Genomic DNA, 16,834 nt, shown 5'->3' on the forward strand with positions numbered 1-16,834 from the left:
GTGTCCTGGCGGATTCGCTTACTCGTACACGCTGGAGCGATGGCCAACATGCACCACCCAGATGATCAACTGGTCCTCTTCCACCGTGTAGATCACTCGGTAGTCCGCGACTCGCAGTCGCCTGACCTCAGGGTTTCCGACCAAGGCGGTTGTGTCGTACCCCAAGGGGTCCGACTCCAGATCGGTGAGCTTTCGGAATATCGCCATGGCCACATTCCTTGGCAGCTTTCGCGGTTCGGAGCGGGCTTCAGGCCGAAAGACGGTTCGGTAGCTCACTCAGGGCCTTCCAGGATTTCCGCCATCACCTGTTCCATGGGGATCCCGGGTTCGGGGTTACTCATGCGCTCGTTGACCATGCGCATGATCTCCTGCTCTTCGAGCTGCTGGTAGCGGCGCAGGAGTTCGATCGGGACGACCGCTGCGACCTCTCTCCCGCGTCTCGTGATGACGGTCGGCGCATCCTCCCGGTCCGCACGATCGACTACGTCGGCGATGTGGTCACGCACCTGGCGGATTGACTCCACCGGCATCTCACTCATGGAACCAATGGTGCACATGGCACGCTTGGTCCACGTGGAGTTTCGCGAACTCTCCAGGCTCACGCTGGCCTGCGTTGTACTCGGGGCATGTAGGGGCGGACGAGGGAGTCCGTGCGGTGGTGGTGCTCTGGCCAGAGTTCCATCAAGCCGCTTGGCAGGTCGCTGTGGACGGTGGGTTCCGGGCGGGGGAGTGGTCCCCGGTGGTGGGTCAGTTCCGGCCTTCGGGGTGCCGGGGACAGTGCGACGCGGTCGCGGCCGAGGGGTTCGGTTCGGGTGGGGGCGCCGATCACCTGGCACAGCGCCCACGCCACCGTCGAGGCGAACATCCACCACAGTCGCGAGGTCATCGAAATCCGGGGCCTGCGGTGGCGTCCACCAGTAGAGTTCTGCACAGTCGATTCCCTGTCTTGGTCAGGTGGTTGATCAGCCCCGGGGGTCGGTGTTGGTAGCGCCGCCCCGGGGCGTTCTGCTGTGTGCCCGGTTTTGTGTGTGCCTGACCAGGCCGAACAGGCGTGCTTTCTAGCTGGCAAGTGCGAGCCAGCTCTCCCCCAGGTCCGGTTCCCGGTCCAACCGCACCATCGCGCGCATCTCCAGCGGGAAGCCGCGTCGGCCCTCCCACCACCAGTACTCGGCGATCCGGTCCACCAGCCACAGCCCCCGGCCGCCGGGTGCATCTCACCGGGCTGACGGTCCACCACCTGGGGCATCTTCACGCCGCCGCGCAGCCGGGGTCCCTGGTCGACCACGCTCATCAGCGCGACCTGGTTCCCCAGGAGTTCGAAGGAGATCCCCATCCGTCCGTGCGGCTCTCCGGTCGCGGTGTGCTGCACGGCGTTGGTCGCCAGTTCACTCAGCACCAGCTCGACCCAGAACCCGCTCCCGTCCTGGAGCCGGGCGTTGCGCAACAACCACTCGCGTGCCAGAGCCACGTCCTTGGGGTTGCCACCGAAGTAGCCCCATCGCGCGGACGACCGTCCCACCCCACCACCGGGTCGTCGAGGCCCAGGTATCCGACCACTGACCATGACTTCTCCTTCGAATCAACATCCACTCTTGTGTGATCGCCCTACGCTTAGAAGTATCCACAGAGAGCGACGCTCTCGCAATGGGTTCTGGGGAAATTTTCCCGAGAACGGATTGCGGGAAGTTGGCCCAGGAGTGTGGGATGCGTCAAACTGGACACCTCCCGACTTCCGGAGGTCATTGGTGGGGCAGAGTCCAGCAGGCGTCACTCGGCGCACCATCGCGCGAGTCATGAAGCGTGCGCGGCTCCGCGCGGGCATCAAGAGCGGAACAGCGGCGCAGCACGCGGACATCAGCCCCGGCACGCTGACCAAGTACGAGAAGGCCGAGAACCCCTGGCCGGTGCCGGTCGTCTACGTGCTCAGCGAGTTCTACGGGCTCTCCACGGAGGACCGGGACAAGCTCGTCGCGCTGGCCCGCCAGAAGGAACTGGGCTGGTGGCACCGCCATCAGGAGATCCCCGAGTGGTTCGAGTCCTATGTCGGACTGGAGGCCGAAGCTCACACCGTGTCCAACTACGAGGACGGTGTCATTCCTGGGCTGCTCCAGACCGAGGATTACGCGCGTGCCATCCTTGCCGCTGACATCGACGCTGGTTCAGACGAGCAGGTAGAGGGCCACGTCACCGTACGGATGCAGCGCCAAAAGCGGATCACTGAAGAGACTCCCCTGCGGTTCCACACGGTGTTCAACGAGAGCGCGCTCTACCGGGCTGTCGGCGGCGCAGAAGTCATGCGTGAGCAGCTTGGCCACCTTCTGGAGTGCGCCGAGCTGCCCAACGTGGATCTCAGAGTGCTCCCCTTCGAGGCCGGTGCTCACCCAGTGACGGGAAGCAGCTTCGTGCTCATGCAGTTCCCCGACCTGCTGGACAACGTCAGCTTCGAGGACATCGCACTCATCGAGTACCGGACAGGAGCCCTCTACCTGGAGAAGGACCAAGAGGTCGATCTCTTCGCGCGTATCTTTCAGCGCCTACAGAGCCAGGCGCTCAGCCAAGAGGAATCCGTCAAGCGCATCCAGCGCATCCGCCGTGAACGATTTGAAGGATGAGGCACAAGGTGGCTTTCAACAAGGCCGAGAAGACGGCCTGGCACAAGTCAAGCTACTCCGGTAGCGGAGGTGGCAACTGCGTGGAGGTCGCGGAAGGGCGGAACGTTCTGGTGCGCGACACGCAGCATCGGGAGCAGGGCCACCTCTCCTTCCGGAGCGGCGAGTGGGCCACCCTGCTGAACACCCTCAAGCGCTGAACTACTGCTGAGACGAGCTAAGACCCCCTTCCATCCCCGCTAAGCCTGCTAACGCCTGGTGAGACACCTTCGGGTTAGCCTGGCGGGGACGGAAGGGGCGGCACAGTGCGCAAGGTCTTCGCGGGTCCACGGCTGCGCAGGCTGCGGCAGGAGCACTCGCTCAAACAGTCCGAGCTCGCACGTGAGCTGGGCATCTCCGCCGGTTACCTCAACCAGATGGAGCACAACCAGCGCCCGCTCAGTGTTCCGGTGCTCCTGAGGATCACCGAGGCCTTCGGGGTCGACCCCGGCTTCTTCGCGGCCAGTGACACCTCGCGGCTGATCGCCGAGCTGCGGGAGGCGCTCACCGACGTCCCCACCGGCGGGCAGGTGAGCGCGGACGAACTCGACGAACTCGCCTCCGCCATGCCCTCCGTCGCGCGGGTCCTGGTGGACCTGCACCGGCGGTACCGGGACGTCTCCGGGCAGGCCGCCGCGCTCGCGGAGGGCCGCGACGGCGCGGAGTCGTCCGTGGCACCGATGGCCTACGAGCAGGTCCGCGACTTCTTCTACGAACGCCAGAACTACGTGGGCGAACTCGACGAACGCGCCGAAGAACTCGCCATCCAGCAGGGGGTGGAACCGGGCCGCGCCCACGTGGTCCTCGCGCGCCTGTTGGAGGAACGCCACGGGGTCAGGGTGGAGACCGAGGCGCCAGGGGAGGAGGGCACCCGGAACCGCGCCTACTCGGCCGAGCGCCGGGTCCTCACCCTCGCCGCGCACCTGCGCCCCGGCCAACGGGCCTTCCAGCTCGCCACCCAGCTGGCCTTCCTCGAACACGGCCCCCTTCTGGATGAGCTCGCCCAGGGGGAGGAGCTCACCACCGAACAGGCGGTCCGGCTGGCGAGGATCGGTCTGGCCAACTACTTCGCGGGCGCGTTCATCCTGCCCTACCGCGAGTTCCAGGCGGCGGCGGAGGCCGAGCGCTACGACATCGAACTCCTCGCGGACCGCTTCGGGGTGGGCTTCGAGACCGTCTGCCACCGCCTCTCCACCTTGCAACGCCCCCGGCGGCGAGGTGTGCCCTTCTCGTTCGTGCGCGTGGACCGGGCGGGCAACATGTCCAAACGCCAGTCCGCCACCGGCTTCCACTTCTCCCGCTCGGGCGGCACCTGCCCGCTGTGGAACGTCTACGCCGCCTTCTCCGCCCCGGGCGTCATCCAACGACAGATCGCACAGATGCCCGACGGTCGCGCGTACTTCTGGGTCGCGCGCACGGTGACCAGGGGGTACGGCGGTTACGGGGCAGCCCGCAAGACCTTCGCGGTCGGGCTGGGATGCGAACTCCGGCACGCGGACCGGCTCGTCTACTCCACCGGCCTGGACCTGGCGGACCCGGGCTCGGCCACCCCGATCGGCCTGGGGTGCAAGGTCTGCGAACGCCCCGCGTGCCCGCAGCGGGCCTTCCCTCCGGCGGGCCGGTCGCTGCTGGTCAACGAGAACTCCAGCACGGTCTCCCCCTACCCGGTCGCCGACCACCCGGGCCGCCTCGGGCCCGACCCGCGCTGACACTCAGGGGCAGGACCCGTACTCGACGGAGGCGGTCCCGGCCGGGGCGTCGTAGCACTGGCTGACCGGCGGGATCCCGAACACTCCGGGCAGCTGATCGGGGTGGCGATGGGTGAGCGCGCCGCCTGCGGGGGCGCACGGAGGTGAGGACCAGATCGTCGCCGACGGTGCCGCCCCGAACCGGGGACGGCACCGCCGTGGGTCCGGGGCCCTCAGACCGGACGGTGCTGGGCAGGCGCCTGATGTGTCGCGTGGGCCCGTGCCTGGTACTCACGGATGAGCCGACGGCGGTGCTCACCGCGCTTGGCCCCCACCGTGATCAGCAGGACCAACGACACGACGAAGCCGGCGAAGCCGGACAGCATCATCGCCCCGACCCCGGCGAGCATCCGGTTGTCGTAGGCGACGGCGGCGTCGGTGTCCGCGATCACGTACTCCAGGTCGGGTGGTCCGTCGCAGGTCAGGATGTACCGACCGGGGGTGTTGAACGTGGCGGACTGGACCAGCCGCCACTCCTCATGGCTGAACCCGACCACCTTCTCCGTGAACCTCGGGGCCCCGGCGCCGTCCAGCGCGCAGGAGAACCGGTACTCCTCGTCCGACTGGGCATTGGAGAACAGGCCCAGGGATCCGGTCTGCTCCTCGGTGACCTCGAACGTGGTCGTGCCGGAGCCCCGGACCACCTGGGAGACGTGCTCCGGGGCCTGGTGGTGGGAGAACCCGGTTCCGAAGGCGGTCGCACCCAGGACGATGCCGAGGGGAAGGGCGAGGGCGCCGACCACCATCCACCGGCGGCGGGGACGGATGTCCTTCGCCGGGATCTCGACCCTGGGTGGGGGCGGCGCGTACCCGGGGTGGAACATGGGCGCGCCCATGGGCACCCCCATCGTCGCCGCCCGCTCAAGCTGGGCCCGCTCGGCGCGTTGGCGGGAGAGCCTGCTGGAACGCACGAGGAGCACGATCAGACAGGTGATCGTGGAGACCATGAAGGTCAGGATCGGGGTCAGGATTCCGCCGACGATCAGCCCCGGTGAGGCCTCCGGGTTATCGCTCAACAGAAGGATGCTGACCAGCAGGTTCGCCGGGAAGAGCGCGCCTACCCAGTACCAGAGCCGGGAGGGGCGCACGTCCGGCGGACGCTCTCCGGCCTCCTGCCGCTGGGGCGGTTCGGGAACCAGGTGGCGGGGCGGAAGACGGCGTGGGGGTGGCGGCGGTGCGCCCTGCGGGGGCCACGGCGGCTGGAGCCCTGGCGGGGTGGGGTTCCGTTGGGGCTCACCTGGCTGCGGACCCGGGGTCGGGCCGCCGGTCTCGGGGGTCGGCATGGGGGCCTCGTGCTTTCGCGGTCAGATCTGGTGAGGGGACTGCTGGGCCGCCTGGGAGGAGGGCCTCGTGCGAGCTGATCTCCGGCGCAGTGCCGTGACCACACCGACCACGATCGCCGCGAGGAGCACGGACGGGGCCACGAAGAAGACGATCACGCCGGTGACGAAGAGCTGGGCCTTCACGGCGTGAAGGGTACCGGCGGACGCCAGGGCGAAGTCGTTGGCCGAATCGGCGCACGTGATCCTGTAGAGGCCGGGCTCCGAGGTGTCCAGGTTCCCCAGGGTGTCCCAGTCGCCGTAGCCATCCGCGTTCAGGTACCAGGTTCGCGGGATCGACAGGTCTCCTGACGGCGGGTAGTACATGCAGGTTCCCTTGTCTTCACCGGAGGTGAAGAGCGCCCACGCGTCGGCCTCGCCCTCGGCCACCTCGAGCTCGATCATGTCGTCCGACGTGAACTCCTCGGTGATGGCCGGGGAGAGCTTGATCGGGTTGCTGTTCAGCAGGAGGGACAAGCCGAAGAGCAGCACGGCGGCGAGGGCCAGGGCGCCGGACCACCGGTAGCCGCGTTCGTGGGAGGGCTGCCGAGCGGACGGAACGGGGTACGGGCTCGGATGCTGAGGGGGATGGTTCACGCACGCAGTGTCCCAGAACCCTGTGACAGAGGAGAAAACGAGGGATCCGCGGGCCTTGCGACCTCGTCCGGCCCGAGCCGGGGACGCGTTCGGGTACACACGCGACGTGCCCGGGGCAGCTCACCCGTGGCCTCGGCCGAGACCCTTGTCAGGACCCCTCCGCGCGGGTTGACTCGGGGGCCCGGGACGGAGGCCTCCGGGGCCCGCACCGCCGCGAGGAAGGGGCACGCCGATGGCCGGAGCATGGAACGCGTGGACTTGGGAGAGCGATCCCGACACCCTGCGCCGGGACGTGGCCGTCGCGCACGAACGCTTCACCGGCTCCGGACGGCTCAGCGGCCGGGTCCGCCCGGTGGTGGGGGAGTCCTGGCGGCGCAGCGCCCTGCACGGGGTGGACCCCGACCGCACGCTGCCCCGCCTCGAACTCACCGGACCCACCCTGCACGCCCACCGCAGCGCCCACCCGGTCTCCGCTGCCATGCCCCTGCTGCGCCGTCTCCTCCTCGACACCGCGCCCGGACCGCAGATCGTGGCGGTCGGCGACGTCTCCGGCCGTCTGCTGTGGGTGGAGGGCGACCACCGCCTGCGCAGCAGCGCCGAGGCCATGCACTTCGTCGAGGGCGCCAACTGGCACGAGAGCTCGGTGGGGACCAACGCGCCCGGGGTGGCCCTCACCCTCGACCACGAGGTGCAGGTCTTCGCCAGCGAGCACTTCAGCCGGGGCGTCCAGCGCTGGAGCTGTTCGGCGGCGCCGCTGCACGATCCCGACACCGGCGCGCTCATCGGTGTCCTTGACCTCACCGGCGCGGACCACCTCGCCTCACCGCAGGCCCTGGCCCTGGTCAGGGTGGCCGCCACCGCCGCCGAAATGGAGATCCGGGCGCAGCGGACCAGCGGGATGCTCCCGGCGCCCCGCACGGAGGGGGACGCCGTCTCCCGGTCCGGTTCCGCTCCGGGCCCGGCCCGCCTGCGCGCCCTCGGCCGCGACCACGGACTGTTCGAGGCCGACGGGGAGACCGTCGAGCTCAGCACCCGCCACTCCGAGATCCTCCTGCTGCTCGCCCGCCACCCGTGCGGTCTGACCGGCCACGCCCTCGGCGCGCTGCTGCACGATCGGGACGCCGCCCCGGTCACGGTCCGCGCGGAGATGTCCCGACTGCGCCGCCTGCTGGGCTCGGGGTGGCTCGCCTCCCGCCCCTACCGGCTGTGCAGACCGCTCACCACCGACCTCGACGAGGTACGCCGCCACCTGACCGAGGGCGCCTACCGCCAGGCCGTCAACGTCTACGAGGGGCCCGTGCTGCCGCGCTCCGAGGCGCCGGGGGTGGCCGAGGCCCGCGAGGAACTCCAGGCCGAGGTGTGCGAGGTGCTCGCCACCGGTGCCGACCCCCAGGCGCTCCTGGCCTGGTCCGAACGGCCTGAGTGGCGCGAGGACCCCCGGGTCCTGACCGCCGCCCTGCGCGCCCTGGACACGGACTCACCCCGGCACGCTGCCCTGCGCGGGCGGCTGCGCAGGCTCGGAGCCTGACCCCGGCTCGACTGCGACACGACCCCGCAGCGCCCCCGCCGCGCCTGCGCCGCGCGCAACGTGGTCGCAACCTCCGTGCAACTAGCGTCACACCTCCCTGTTCCAGGAGCCGGGCAGGCGCCTCGGCGCCCCCGTGCAGCGACACAAGGAGGCACCCCACCATGGCGATCTACGCTCCTCCAGGTGAGTCCGGCAGCGTCGTCGAGTACGCGCCGCGCTACGAGAACTGGATCGGCGGCGAGTGGGTCAGACCGGTCAGGGGCCGTTACTTCGAGAACCCCACCCCGGTCACCGGCCGGACCTTCACCGAGGTCGCCCGAAGCGGGGCCGAGGACGTCGAACTCGCCCTCGACGCCGCGCACGGCGCGGCGCCCGCCTGGGGCCGCACCCCGGCGGGCGAAAGGGCGCTCGTCCTCAACCGGATCGCGGACCGGATGGAGGAGCACCTGGAGCGGCTCGCGGTGGCCGAGAGCTTCGAGAACGGCAAACCGGTCCGCGAGTGCCTGGCCGCCGACATCCCGCTGGCCATCGACCACTTCCGGTACTTCGCCGGGGCCATCCGCGCCCAGGAGGGGCACAGTTCCGAGATCGACGCCGACACCGTCGCCTACCACTTCCAGGAGCCGCTGGGGGTGGTCGCCCAGATCATCCCGTGGAACTTCCCGATCCTCATGGCGGTCTGGAAGCTGGCCCCGGCCCTGGCGGCGGGCAACGCCGTGGTCCTCAAGCCCGCCGAGCAGACCCCGGCGTCCATCCTGGTGCTCGTCGACCTCATCGCCGACCTGCTCCCGCCCGGTGTGGTCAACATCGTGAACGGCTTCGGGGTCGAGGCGGGCAAGCCGCTGGCCTCCAACCCGCGCGTGCGCAAGGTTGCCTTCACCGGTGAGACCACCACCGGCCGACTGATCATGCAGTACGCCTCCGAGAACCTCATCCCGGTCACCCTGGAACTGGGCGGCAAGAGCCCGAACATCTTCTTCGCCGACGTGGCAGCCGAGCGCGACGCCTTCTACGACAAGTCGCTGGAGGGGTTCACCATGTTCGCCCTCAACCAGGGGGAGGTGTGCACCTGTCCGTCCCGCGCCCTGGTCCAGGGCTCGATCTACGACGGCTTCATGGCCGACGCCCTGGAACGGGTCGGCCGGATCAGGCAGGGAAACCCGCTGGACACCGAGACCATGCTGGGCGCCCAGGCCAGCAACGACCAGCTGGAGAAGATCCTGTCCTACGTCGACATCGGCCGCCAGGAGGGCGCACGGGTGCTCGCCGGAGGCGGCCGGGCCGAGATGGGGGGCGACCTCGCGGGCGGCTACTACGTCAGCCCGACCGTGTTCGAGGGCCAGAACAGCATGCGGATCTTCCAGGAGGAGATCTTCGGCCCGGTGGTCTCCGTGGCGCGATTCGACGACTACGCGGACGCCGTCAGGAGCGCCAACGACACCCTGTACGGGCTCGGCGCGGGCGTGTGGTCCCGGGACGGCAACACCGCCTACCGGGCCGGGCGCGACATCCAGGCCGGGCGCGTGTGGGTGAACAACTACCACGCCTACCCCGCGCACGCCGCGTTCGGCGGGTACAAGCAGTCCGGGATCGGCCGCGAGAACCACAAGATGATGCTCGACCACTACCAGCAGACCAAGAACCTGCTGGTCAGCTACTCCGAGCAGGCGCAGGGGTTCTTCTGATGGACACCTCCGACGCGACGGCGGAGGGCGACGCGGCAGTGGAGCGGGTCGCCCTCACCGAGACGGCGGCGGCCCTGCTCCGGGAGCTCACCGCCTACCACGGACCGCTCATGTTCCACCAGTCCGGCGGCTGCTGCGACGGCAGCTCCCCGATGTGCTATCCGCTCGGGGAGTTCCGGACCGGCGCCTCCGACGTGCGCCTGGGCGACCTCGACGCCGGACTCCCCGACCCGGTGCCGGTGTGGATGTCGCGCTCCCAGTTCGAGCTGTGGAGGCACACGCACCTGACCATCGACGTCGTCCCCGGCAGGGGCTCCGGGTTCTCCGTGGAGGCCCCGACCGGCAACCGGTTCCTGATCAGGTCGCGTCTGATGACCGACGAGGAGGCGGAACAGCTGGAGTGAGGAGGCCGCGCCCCATGGGAAGGGCCGGGGCCGGAGGAACAGTGTTCCTCCGGCCCCGGCCGCGTAGGCGCCTCCTCGCTACGAGGCTCCTCCGCCGCTCCTGCGCGACTCCTCGGCCCGCCGCTTGGCGTCCAGGCGGTCGGCGAGTTCGTCGGTGACCACGAGGTCCTGGCGGATACGCCCGGTCCGGTAACCCACCCGGGCCGCGATGTGACCGGCGACCGGGACGGTGACCACCTGGAAGAGGCCCACCAGGACCAGCGTGCCGATGCTGAAGATGCCGGTCTCCTCCTGCGGGAGCAGGCGCAGGGCGATGCCCACCAGGACCAGCAACAGGCCCAGGACCTGCGGCTTGGCCGCCGCGTGCATACGGGAGAGCAGGTCTGGGAAACGGATCAGGCCGACCCCGGCGACGAGGGAGAGCATGGCCCCGGCCAGGATGCACAGGATCGCGATCCAGTCGAGGACGTTGACGAGCTGCTCATTCACGACTTTCCCTCTCCTCCGTGGTCGCCGGGTGGATGGTGTCCTCCGGGCGGACGTGCTCCTCGGGACGCCGCGCGACGAACTTGGAGATGCTGATCGACCCGACGAAACCCAGCAGCGACAGCACCAGCAGGGTCGGCAGGATCGTGGGGTCCCGGAAGAAGGCCGCGTAGGCGCCGAGCCCGGTCAGCGACGAGGCCAGCAGGACGTCGACGGACAGCGCCCGGTCCAGGATGCTCGGCCCCAGGAGGAGCCGGGCGGTGCCCAGCAGCGCGGCCACGCCGAGCAGGACGGCGATGATGACCCACAGCGTGTTCACGGGCTCTCCTTCCCGGCGGCCTTGGCGGCCTCCAGGTCGGCGATGTTCTCGCGGGTGCCGAGTGCTCGCACGATCCGCTCCTCCAGGTTGAGGATGTCCACCTTGGCCTCCTCGGCCTCGGCCTCGCTCTCCGCGCCCAGGACGTGTACGTAGAGGATGTGCTCGGGCTGGGCCACCTCGACGATGACGCTGCCCGGAATCACTGAGACGGTGATCGAGGTGCACACGAGCATCAGGTCCGAGTCGGTGCGCAGCCGCACCGCCACCACCGAGCTCTTCACCGGCGGTCCCGGGCGGAACACCTGGACCGTCACCTGGAAGCTGGCGACGGCCATCTTCCACAGGACGTAGAAGAACATCCGCACGCCCTGCACCGGCCAGAACCGGAATCCCGGAACGATCGGCGGCAGCGGGAAGACCATCATGATCACCACGGAAACCGTGAAGCCGAGGAGCGCGACGCCCAACGACTCCGTGCGCAGCTGGAAGCCGTTGAAGAGCAGCATCCACACCACGGTCATCCCGAGGGCGACCGGGATCTGCACCTTGCCCAGGCGGTGGCGGACCGCCCGCACCCCCAGGTTCTTCCTGGTCTTCAGGTCGTTCACTGTGAACCTCCGACTCCGAGGACCGCCTCGATGTAGGGCGTCTGGGCGATCAGCTCGACCGCCGCGTTCGAGGAGTAGGCGATGAGCGGACCGGCGAACACGGTCATGGCCAGCCCGAACGCGACCAGCGCGATCGTGGCCCCCACCATGCTCTTCGGCAGGACCACCGAGGTCACCACGGGGGTGGCCGCGGTCGTGGTGTTACCGAGCCGGGAGGACGGGCCGACCGCCTCGCCGGACGGGCCGAGCGCCGCCGTCGAACTGTCGTCGACCTCGGTGTCGTCCAGCACGGTGCCGGGCTCGGCCACCATGCCCTCGGACGGGGTCCGCCAGAACGCGTAGTTCCAGACCCGGGCGATGACGTAGAGGGTGAGCAGGCTCGTCAGGACCGACGCGCCGACCAGCGTGTAGGCGAGCGGGGTGCCCGCGTCCACACCGGCCTGCATCAGGCCGATCTTGCCGAGGAAACCGGACAGCGGCGGGATGCCGCCCAGGTTCATCGCGGGGATGAAGAACAGGATGGCGAGCATCGGCGCGATCTTGGCCAGACCACCCAGATGGTCCAGGGAGGTGGACCCGCCCCTGCGTTCGATCAACCCCGTGACCAGGAACAGCGTGGTCTGCACGGTGATGTGGTGCGCGATGTAGAAGACCGCGCCCGCCATGCCCAGCTCGCTGCCCAGCGCCACACCGAACACCATGTAACCGATGTGGCTGATCAGGGTGAACGACAGTAGTCGCTTGATGTCCGTCTGCGCCACGGCGCCCAAGATGCCCATGATCATCGTGGCCAGGGCCACCCACATGAGTAGGTCGTTGAGCTGTGTGCCGGGGAAGAGGAGGGTCTGCGCCCGGATGATCGCGTACACGCCGACCTTGGTCAGCAGGCCCGCGAACACCGCGGTGACCGGGGCCGGCGCGGTCGGGTAGGAGTCCGGGAGCCAGGCGGCCAGCGGGAAGACCGCCGCCTTGATGCCGAACGCCAGCAGCAGGATCACCTGGAGGACCAGCGCCAGCTCCGAGGAGATCTCGGGGAGGCGCTCGCCCAGCTGGGCCATGTTCACCGTGCCGGTCGCGCCGAAGATCAGCGCGATGGCGATGAGGAACAGCACGGAGGAGACCAGCGAGACGACCACGTAGATGGCGCCCGCCCGCATCCTCGACTGTGTGCCGCCGAGCGTCAGCAGGACGTAGCTGGCGGTCAGCAGGATCTCGAAGCCCACGTACAGGTTGAAGAGGTCACCGGCGAGGAAGGCGTTGGAGACACCCGCCACCAGGATCAGGTAGGTCGGCTGGTACACCGACAGCGGTGCCACCTCGGCCTTGCCCGCCATCCCCTGGCCGATGGAGTACACCAGCACGGCCAGCGTGATCGCCGCCGACACCGTCACCATCAGCGCGGACAGCCGGTCGGCGACCAGCGTGATGCCGATCGGGGTGTCCCAGCCGCCCACCTGGACGGCCTGCGGGCCGAACATGTCGGCGCCCACCATCAGCGCGGCACCGATCAACAGCACCAGCGCCAGACTGATGACGCTCAGCCACTGCTGGACCCTGGGCCAGCGGATGCCGAGGGCCAGCTTGACCCCGGCCGCGAAGAGCGGCAGCACCACCGGCAGGGGAATGAGGTAGTGGAGGATGCCTGAGAAGTAGTCCCATCCCATGGTCAGTCGTTCCCTTGCAGCTCGCTGTCCTCTGCACGAGCCAGGCGTTCCCGCTCTGCCCGCATGGTCTGGCTCGCCTGGCGCCGCTGCGAACGGATACGGCGGCGCAGTTCACGCCACAGCTCGCGTTCGGCGGCGCGGTCGGCGCGCCGGTGCTCACGCAGTCGCTTGCGTCCCAGCCGGATGCGGCCGCGCAGCTCCGTCACCTGGTTGACCATGCTCTGCTGGCGGTCGGTCAGGCGGCGCACGGTCTCCTCGGAGCGCTCGTCGCCCTGGCCGTCCTCGGCCTCGACCTCGAACCTGGCCAGCTCGGCCTGGGCCGCCGCGATCTCCGCCTTGATGCGGGCCTGCTCGGCCAGCTCCTGGGCGTCGGCCGCGGCGATGGTCGCCTGGAGTTCGGCGCGCTGGCGGCGGATGTCCGCCCGCAGCCGTCGGCGTTCCTGGATGAAGCGCTGCCGCACGGCGCGGCGGCCCTCACCCTGCACGATCCGAAGGTCCTCGGCGTCGTCCTGGACCTCGTCGTTGCCCTCGAGCTGCCAGCTCCGGTAGGCCAGGGCCAGCAGGAACGCGGTGATGCCGAGGGTGATGACGATCGCCGTCAGGATCATCGCCTGCGGTAGCGGGTCGGTCATCTCGTCGTTGGTCGGCGTGAACCACAGGACCGGCGGCCCGCCGGCCTGCCCGGCCATGGCCAGGATCATCAGGTTGACGCCGTTGCTCATCACGATGAAGCCCAGCAGCACGCGGGTCAGGCTGCGCTCCAGCAGGAGCACGACACCCACCGCGACCAGGACACCGATGACGAGGACGAGGGTCAGGCTTGGTGACTCGTTCACGAGGTGACCTCCTCGGCGCGGGCGGCGGTTCCGGGCGCGGAGCCCTCCTCCGCGTGCGCGGCGTCCCGTTCGATCTGTTCGTCGATGCGGGCGCCGAGGCTGCGCAGGATGTCCAGGATCAGTCCGATCACCAGCAGGTACACGCCGATGTCGAAGAACAGCGAGACCGTGATGTGCGGACTGCCGAGGAGCCCGAGGTTGATGTACCAGTCGCCTCCGGCGAGCACGTCTCCGCCGAAGATCGCACCGGCCAGGCCGGTACCGGTGGCCAGGGCCAGACCGGCGCCGATGAGGGCGCCTGGCTGCACCCACGCCGTGGCGTACAGCTCGAACCTGCCGCCCGCGAGGTAGCGGACGATGAACGCCAGGCCCGCAACGATGCCGCCGGCGAAACCGCCGCCGACGTCGGTGTGGCCGGTGAGCAGCAGGTACACCGAGATGACCATGATCACCGGGAAGAGGAAGCGCGAGACCACCTCGAAGATGAGCGACCGGCGTTCGGTCGGCAGGCTCTCGGCACCCGGCAGCCACGTGCGGTTCCACTGCGGCTTGACGTGCATGTTCTGCGGGGCGACCGCGAGGTTGCCCAGGTCCAGCTTGCCGTGCCCGTTGGTGGGCTCCGGGGCGCTGGTGACGGACAGGGCCATCACACCGCCCGGGGCCTTGCGGGGCTGGGCTCGGCGGCGGACGAACATCAGGCTGGCGACACCGGCGGCCGCGGCGGCGAGCACCGAGATCTCACCCATGGTGTCCCAGGCACGGACGTCGACCAGCAGCACGGAGATGATGTTGTAGCCCCCCGCCTCCTCGGCGGCGGCCGGGTAACCCTCCGAGATGGAGGGCTCCTGACGGCCGGCGAGGGCGAACCACGTCATGGTGGCCACCATCAGACCCGTGGCCACACCGATCGTCATGTTCCAGATCCGGCGGCCCTTGAGGGCCGGTGCCGAGAAGTGGGACGGGAAGCGGCGCAGCACCAGGACGAAGACCACCAGGCTGACGGTCTCGACGAGGAACTGGGTGAGCGCGATGTCCGGGGCGCCCTGCAGGTAGAACAGGGCGGCCACGCCGTACCCGCCGATACCGACGAGGATCACCGCGAACAGGCGGCGCCGCACGAACAGGATCAGCAGGCAGGTGATCACGACGATCAGGGCCGGGATGACCTGGACCGGGGTGTCCCAGAGGCGGAGCTCGGGCTTGGGTCCGGACCAGATCTGTCCGGTGATCATCGGGATGCCGGCGGCCACCACCAGGACGATCAGGATCGTGCCGAGGTAGACCGGCAGCGAACCGCGCTGCGTGCTACCGGTGACCTGGAGGGCCAGGTTCTCCAGTCCGGCGAGCATCCGCCGGTAGTTGCGCTCCGGATTGACGAAGGCCAGGCGGGTGCCCAGCCACACCACCCGGTTGCGGAAGTAGAAGAGCACCAGACCGCCGAGCACGCAGACCGCGGACAGCAGGAGCGGCAGCTCCCAGCCGTGCCACAGGGCGAGGTAGCTCTGGTACGTCTCGTGTTCCCCCATCGGGACGGTGTCGGCGTAGACCGCGAAGAGGGGGTCGGCCCAGTAGGAGAGGAGGCCGCCGAACAGGCTCAGCGCAGCCAGGATCACGGCCGGGGTGAGGAAGAGCGCACCGGGGGCGTGGACCGGGGTGGGCTGGACGCCCTCCTTGTCGAAGAAGGCGCCCCACATGAAGCGGAGGCTGTAGGCGACCGTGAAGGTCGAGCCCAGGACCAGACCGGCCAGGACCACGGTGTCGAGCGTTCCGCCGTGGGTGTAGGCGCCGAAGGCCAGTTCCTTGGCGGCGAAGCCCGCGGTGGGAGGCAGACCCGCCATGGAGGCCATGGCCACGATCGAGACCCAGTAGGTGGTGGGCATGGACCGGCGCAGACCGGACAGCTCACGCAGGTCCCGTGTCCCTGTGCTGTGGTCGACGATGCCGACCACGAGGAAGAGCGGGGCCTTGAACAGTGAGTGTGCGACCAGCATGGCCAGACCCGCGAGGGCGGCGGCGCGGGTCCCCGTGCCCAGCAGGGCGATGAGGAACCCGAGCTGGCTGATGGTGCCGTAGGCCAGGACCAGCTTGAGGTCGTACTGGCGCAGGGCCTTCCACCCCGCGAGGACCATGGTGACCACACCGAAGAACAGGGCCATGCCCTGCCAGACGGGCACGTCCCCGAACGCGGGGGTGAGACGCGCGACCAGGTAGACGCCGGCCTTGACCATCGCCGCGGCGTGCAGGTAGCCGGACACCGGGGTGGGTGCCTGCATGGCGGCGGGCAGCCACAGGCTGAACGGGAACAGCGCCGACTTGGACATGGCGCCGATCATGATCAGCACCAGGGCCCAGGTGACCACGGGGCCCGTGGCGGGCGGATCGGCGACGATCTCGGAGATCACGTAGGTCCCGGCGGTCTCGCCGAGCATGATCATGCCGACGAGCATGGCCAGACCGCCGAAGGTGGTGACGGTCAGCGCCGTCATCGCCGCTCGGCGGCTCTCCTTCATCTCGGCGTTGTGGCCGACGAGGAGGTAGGAGAAGACCGTGGTCAGCTCCCAGTAGATGAAGAGCTGGATGAGGTCGTCGGCCAGCACGAGGCCGAGCATGGCCCCGGCGAAGGCGACGAACACACCGGCGAAGCGCCCGATGCCGGGCTCGGAGTCGTTGAAGTAACGCGCGCAGTAGATCAGGATCAGCGTGCCCACGCCGGCGGCGATGAGCGTCATGACCAGGCCGAGGGCGTCCATGTAGAGGCCGAGCCGGAGCGAGAACTGGGGTGCCCACGCGACGGACTCGGAGAGGCTCTCGCCATTGAGGATGGCGGGGAGCTGGAAGAAGGCCCACACGGTGGCCAGACCCGGAACGATCGCGAGCGCGTAGAAGCCGTTACGGCCCCAGAGGCGCACCAGTAACGGTGCGACCGCAGCTGTGATGAAATGCGCGACCAGCACTGTTGTCAATGCGCCCCTCCCGGACCGGTCCGGGCCCA

At 69.3% G+C, this 16,834-nt stretch carries 18 protein-coding genes and 1 pseudogene; 6 read left to right on the plus strand and 13 right to left on the minus strand.

Annotated elements, in window-relative coordinates; genetic code table 11:
• Positions 1-18: 18 nt before the first annotated feature.
• The 5 genes and pseudogenes from KBX21_RS02655 to KBX21_RS27190 all read right to left on the minus strand — a co-directional run.
• Positions 19-276 carry a type II toxin-antitoxin system RelE/ParE family toxin gene (locus tag KBX21_RS02655; protein ID WP_210840905.1) on the minus strand — a complete coding sequence of 86 codons (258 nt, stop codon included), beginning with the start codon at positions 274-276 and terminating at the stop codon, positions 19-21.
• Positions 273-539 (minus strand): type II toxin-antitoxin system Phd/YefM family antitoxin, encoded by a 267-nt coding sequence (locus KBX21_RS02660; RefSeq protein ID WP_247665126.1) that lies wholly within the window; start codon positions 537-539, stop codon positions 273-275. Before KBX21_RS02660 ends, KBX21_RS02655 begins: the two co-directional genes overlap by 4 nt.
• A 59-nt stretch (positions 540-598) precedes the next feature.
• Positions 599-886 carry a hypothetical protein gene (locus KBX21_RS02665; RefSeq protein WP_210840906.1) on the minus strand — a complete coding sequence of 96 codons (288 nt, stop codon included), beginning with the start codon at positions 884-886 and terminating at the stop codon, positions 599-601.
• Positions 887-1,058: 172 nt separating this feature from the next.
• Positions 1,059-1,184 carry a hypothetical protein gene (locus tag KBX21_RS26840; RefSeq protein ID WP_282104495.1) on the minus strand — a complete coding sequence of 42 codons (126 nt, stop codon included), beginning with the start codon at positions 1,182-1,184 and terminating at the stop codon, positions 1,059-1,061.
• Between the two features lie 59 nt (positions 1,185-1,243).
• Positions 1,244-1,564 (minus strand): annotated as a pseudogene (locus KBX21_RS27190) (ATP-binding protein); the annotation flags it as partial.
• A gap of 229 nt (positions 1,565-1,793) precedes the next feature.
• Between KBX21_RS27190 and KBX21_RS02675 the strand changes: the two are divergent.
• From KBX21_RS02675 to KBX21_RS02685, 3 genes are all read left to right on the plus strand, one after another.
• Positions 1,794-2,612, plus strand: a complete 819-nt coding sequence (locus tag KBX21_RS02675) for a helix-turn-helix transcriptional regulator (RefSeq protein WP_210840907.1) — start codon at positions 1,794-1,796, stop codon at positions 2,610-2,612.
• Complete coding sequence (locus KBX21_RS02680) at positions 2,609-2,809, plus strand: DUF397 domain-containing protein (RefSeq protein ID WP_210840908.1); 201 nt, start codon at positions 2,609-2,611, stop codon at positions 2,807-2,809. The genes KBX21_RS02675 and KBX21_RS02680 overlap by 4 nt, the downstream gene beginning before the upstream one ends.
• Before the next feature lie 105 nt (positions 2,810-2,914).
• Positions 2,915-4,357: a short-chain fatty acyl-CoA regulator family protein gene (locus KBX21_RS02685; RefSeq protein WP_210840909.1), complete on the plus strand. Its 1,443-nt coding sequence runs from the start codon at positions 2,915-2,917 to the stop codon at positions 4,355-4,357.
• Positions 4,358-4,569: 212 nt separating this feature from the next.
• Here KBX21_RS02685 and KBX21_RS02690 read toward each other — a convergent pair whose 3' ends face one another.
• Both KBX21_RS02690 and KBX21_RS02695 read right to left on the minus strand, forming a co-directional pair.
• A complete protein-coding gene (locus tag KBX21_RS02690) occupies positions 4,570-5,412 on the minus strand; it encodes a hypothetical protein (protein ID WP_247665127.1) in 843 nt (280 codons plus the stop codon).
• A 288-nt stretch (positions 5,413-5,700) separates the two neighbouring features.
• Positions 5,701-6,312 carry a hypothetical protein gene (locus KBX21_RS02695; protein WP_210840911.1) on the minus strand — a complete coding sequence of 204 codons (612 nt, stop codon included), beginning with the start codon at positions 6,310-6,312 and terminating at the stop codon, positions 5,701-5,703.
• Positions 6,313-6,544: 232 nt separating this feature from the next.
• On the opposite strand from KBX21_RS02695, the gene KBX21_RS02700 reads away from it, so the two are divergent.
• The 3 genes from KBX21_RS02700 (at position 6,545) to KBX21_RS02710 (ending at position 9,929) form a co-directional block, all read left to right on the plus strand.
• Positions 6,545-7,840 (plus strand): GAF domain-containing protein, encoded by a 1,296-nt coding sequence (locus KBX21_RS02700; RefSeq protein ID WP_210840912.1) that lies wholly within the window; start codon positions 6,545-6,547, stop codon positions 7,838-7,840.
• A 161-nt stretch (positions 7,841-8,001) separates the two neighbouring features.
• Positions 8,002-9,525 carry an aldehyde dehydrogenase family protein gene (locus KBX21_RS02705; RefSeq protein WP_210840913.1) on the plus strand — a complete coding sequence of 508 codons (1,524 nt, stop codon included), beginning with the start codon at positions 8,002-8,004 and terminating at the stop codon, positions 9,523-9,525.
• Entirely contained in the window at positions 9,525-9,929 is a 405-nt protein-coding gene (locus KBX21_RS02710; protein WP_210840914.1) for a DUF779 domain-containing protein, read from the plus strand. The genes KBX21_RS02705 and KBX21_RS02710 overlap by 1 nt, the downstream gene beginning before the upstream one ends.
• A 78-nt stretch (positions 9,930-10,007) precedes the next feature.
• On the opposite strand, the gene mnhG is transcribed toward KBX21_RS02710, so the two are convergent.
• From mnhG to KBX21_RS02740, 6 genes are read right to left on the minus strand one after another with little or no spacing between them, the layout of a single operon-like run.
• Positions 10,008-10,418 (minus strand): monovalent cation/H(+) antiporter subunit G, encoded by a 411-nt coding sequence (gene mnhG, locus KBX21_RS02715; protein WP_049576654.1) that lies wholly within the window; start codon positions 10,416-10,418, stop codon positions 10,008-10,010.
• Entirely contained in the window at positions 10,411-10,734 is a 324-nt protein-coding gene (locus tag KBX21_RS02720) for a monovalent cation/H+ antiporter complex subunit F (RefSeq protein WP_049576658.1), read from the minus strand. Before KBX21_RS02720 ends, mnhG begins: the two co-directional genes overlap by 8 nt.
• A complete protein-coding gene (locus KBX21_RS02725; protein WP_049576662.1) occupies positions 10,731-11,342 on the minus strand; it encodes a Na+/H+ antiporter subunit E in 612 nt (203 codons plus the stop codon). Before KBX21_RS02725 ends, KBX21_RS02720 begins: the two co-directional genes overlap by 4 nt.
• Positions 11,339-13,006: a Na+/H+ antiporter subunit D gene (locus KBX21_RS02730; RefSeq protein ID WP_199776638.1), complete on the minus strand. Its 1,668-nt coding sequence runs from the start codon at positions 13,004-13,006 to the stop codon at positions 11,339-11,341. Before KBX21_RS02730 ends, KBX21_RS02725 begins: the two co-directional genes overlap by 4 nt.
• A 2-nt stretch (positions 13,007-13,008) precedes the next feature.
• Positions 13,009-13,842 carry a Na(+)/H(+) antiporter subunit C gene (locus KBX21_RS02735; RefSeq protein WP_210840915.1) on the minus strand — a complete coding sequence of 278 codons (834 nt, stop codon included), beginning with the start codon at positions 13,840-13,842 and terminating at the stop codon, positions 13,009-13,011.
• Positions 13,839-16,796 (minus strand): Na+/H+ antiporter subunit A, encoded by a 2,958-nt coding sequence (locus tag KBX21_RS02740; RefSeq protein WP_210841023.1) that lies wholly within the window; start codon positions 16,794-16,796, stop codon positions 13,839-13,841. Before KBX21_RS02740 ends, KBX21_RS02735 begins: the two co-directional genes overlap by 4 nt.
• Between the last annotated feature and the right edge of the window lie 38 nt (positions 16,797-16,834).

The organism is Nocardiopsis sp. B62 (genome assembly GCF_018070675.1).
Lineage (GTDB): Bacteria > Actinomycetota > Actinomycetes > Streptosporangiales > Streptosporangiaceae > Nocardiopsis > Nocardiopsis prasina.

Excerpts from the sequence above, each read along its gene's own strand:
- KBX21_RS02660 (WP_247665126.1), bottom strand. The coding sequence starts at position 539 with ATGAGTGAGATGCCGGTGGAGTCAATCCGCCAGGTGCGTGACCACATC.
- KBX21_RS02665 (WP_210840906.1), bottom strand. The coding sequence starts at position 886 with ATGACCTCGCGACTGTGGTGGATGTTCGCCTCGACGGTGGCGTGGGCG.
- KBX21_RS02675 (WP_210840907.1), top strand. The coding sequence starts at position 1,794 with ATGAAGCGTGCGCGGCTCCGCGCGGGCATCAAGAGCGGAACAGCGGCG.
- KBX21_RS02680 (WP_210840908.1), top strand. The coding sequence starts at position 2,609 with ATGAGGCACAAGGTGGCTTTCAACAAGGCCGAGAAGACGGCCTGGCAC.
- KBX21_RS02700 (WP_210840912.1), top strand. The coding sequence starts at position 6,545 with ATGGCCGGAGCATGGAACGCGTGGACTTGGGAGAGCGATCCCGACACC.
- KBX21_RS02705 (WP_210840913.1), top strand. The coding sequence starts at position 8,002 with ATGGCGATCTACGCTCCTCCAGGTGAGTCCGGCAGCGTCGTCGAGTAC.
- KBX21_RS02710 (WP_210840914.1), top strand. The coding sequence starts at position 9,525 with ATGGACACCTCCGACGCGACGGCGGAGGGCGACGCGGCAGTGGAGCGG.
- KBX21_RS02730 (WP_199776638.1), bottom strand. The coding sequence starts at position 13,006 with ATGGGATGGGACTACTTCTCAGGCATCCTCCACTACCTCATTCCCCTG.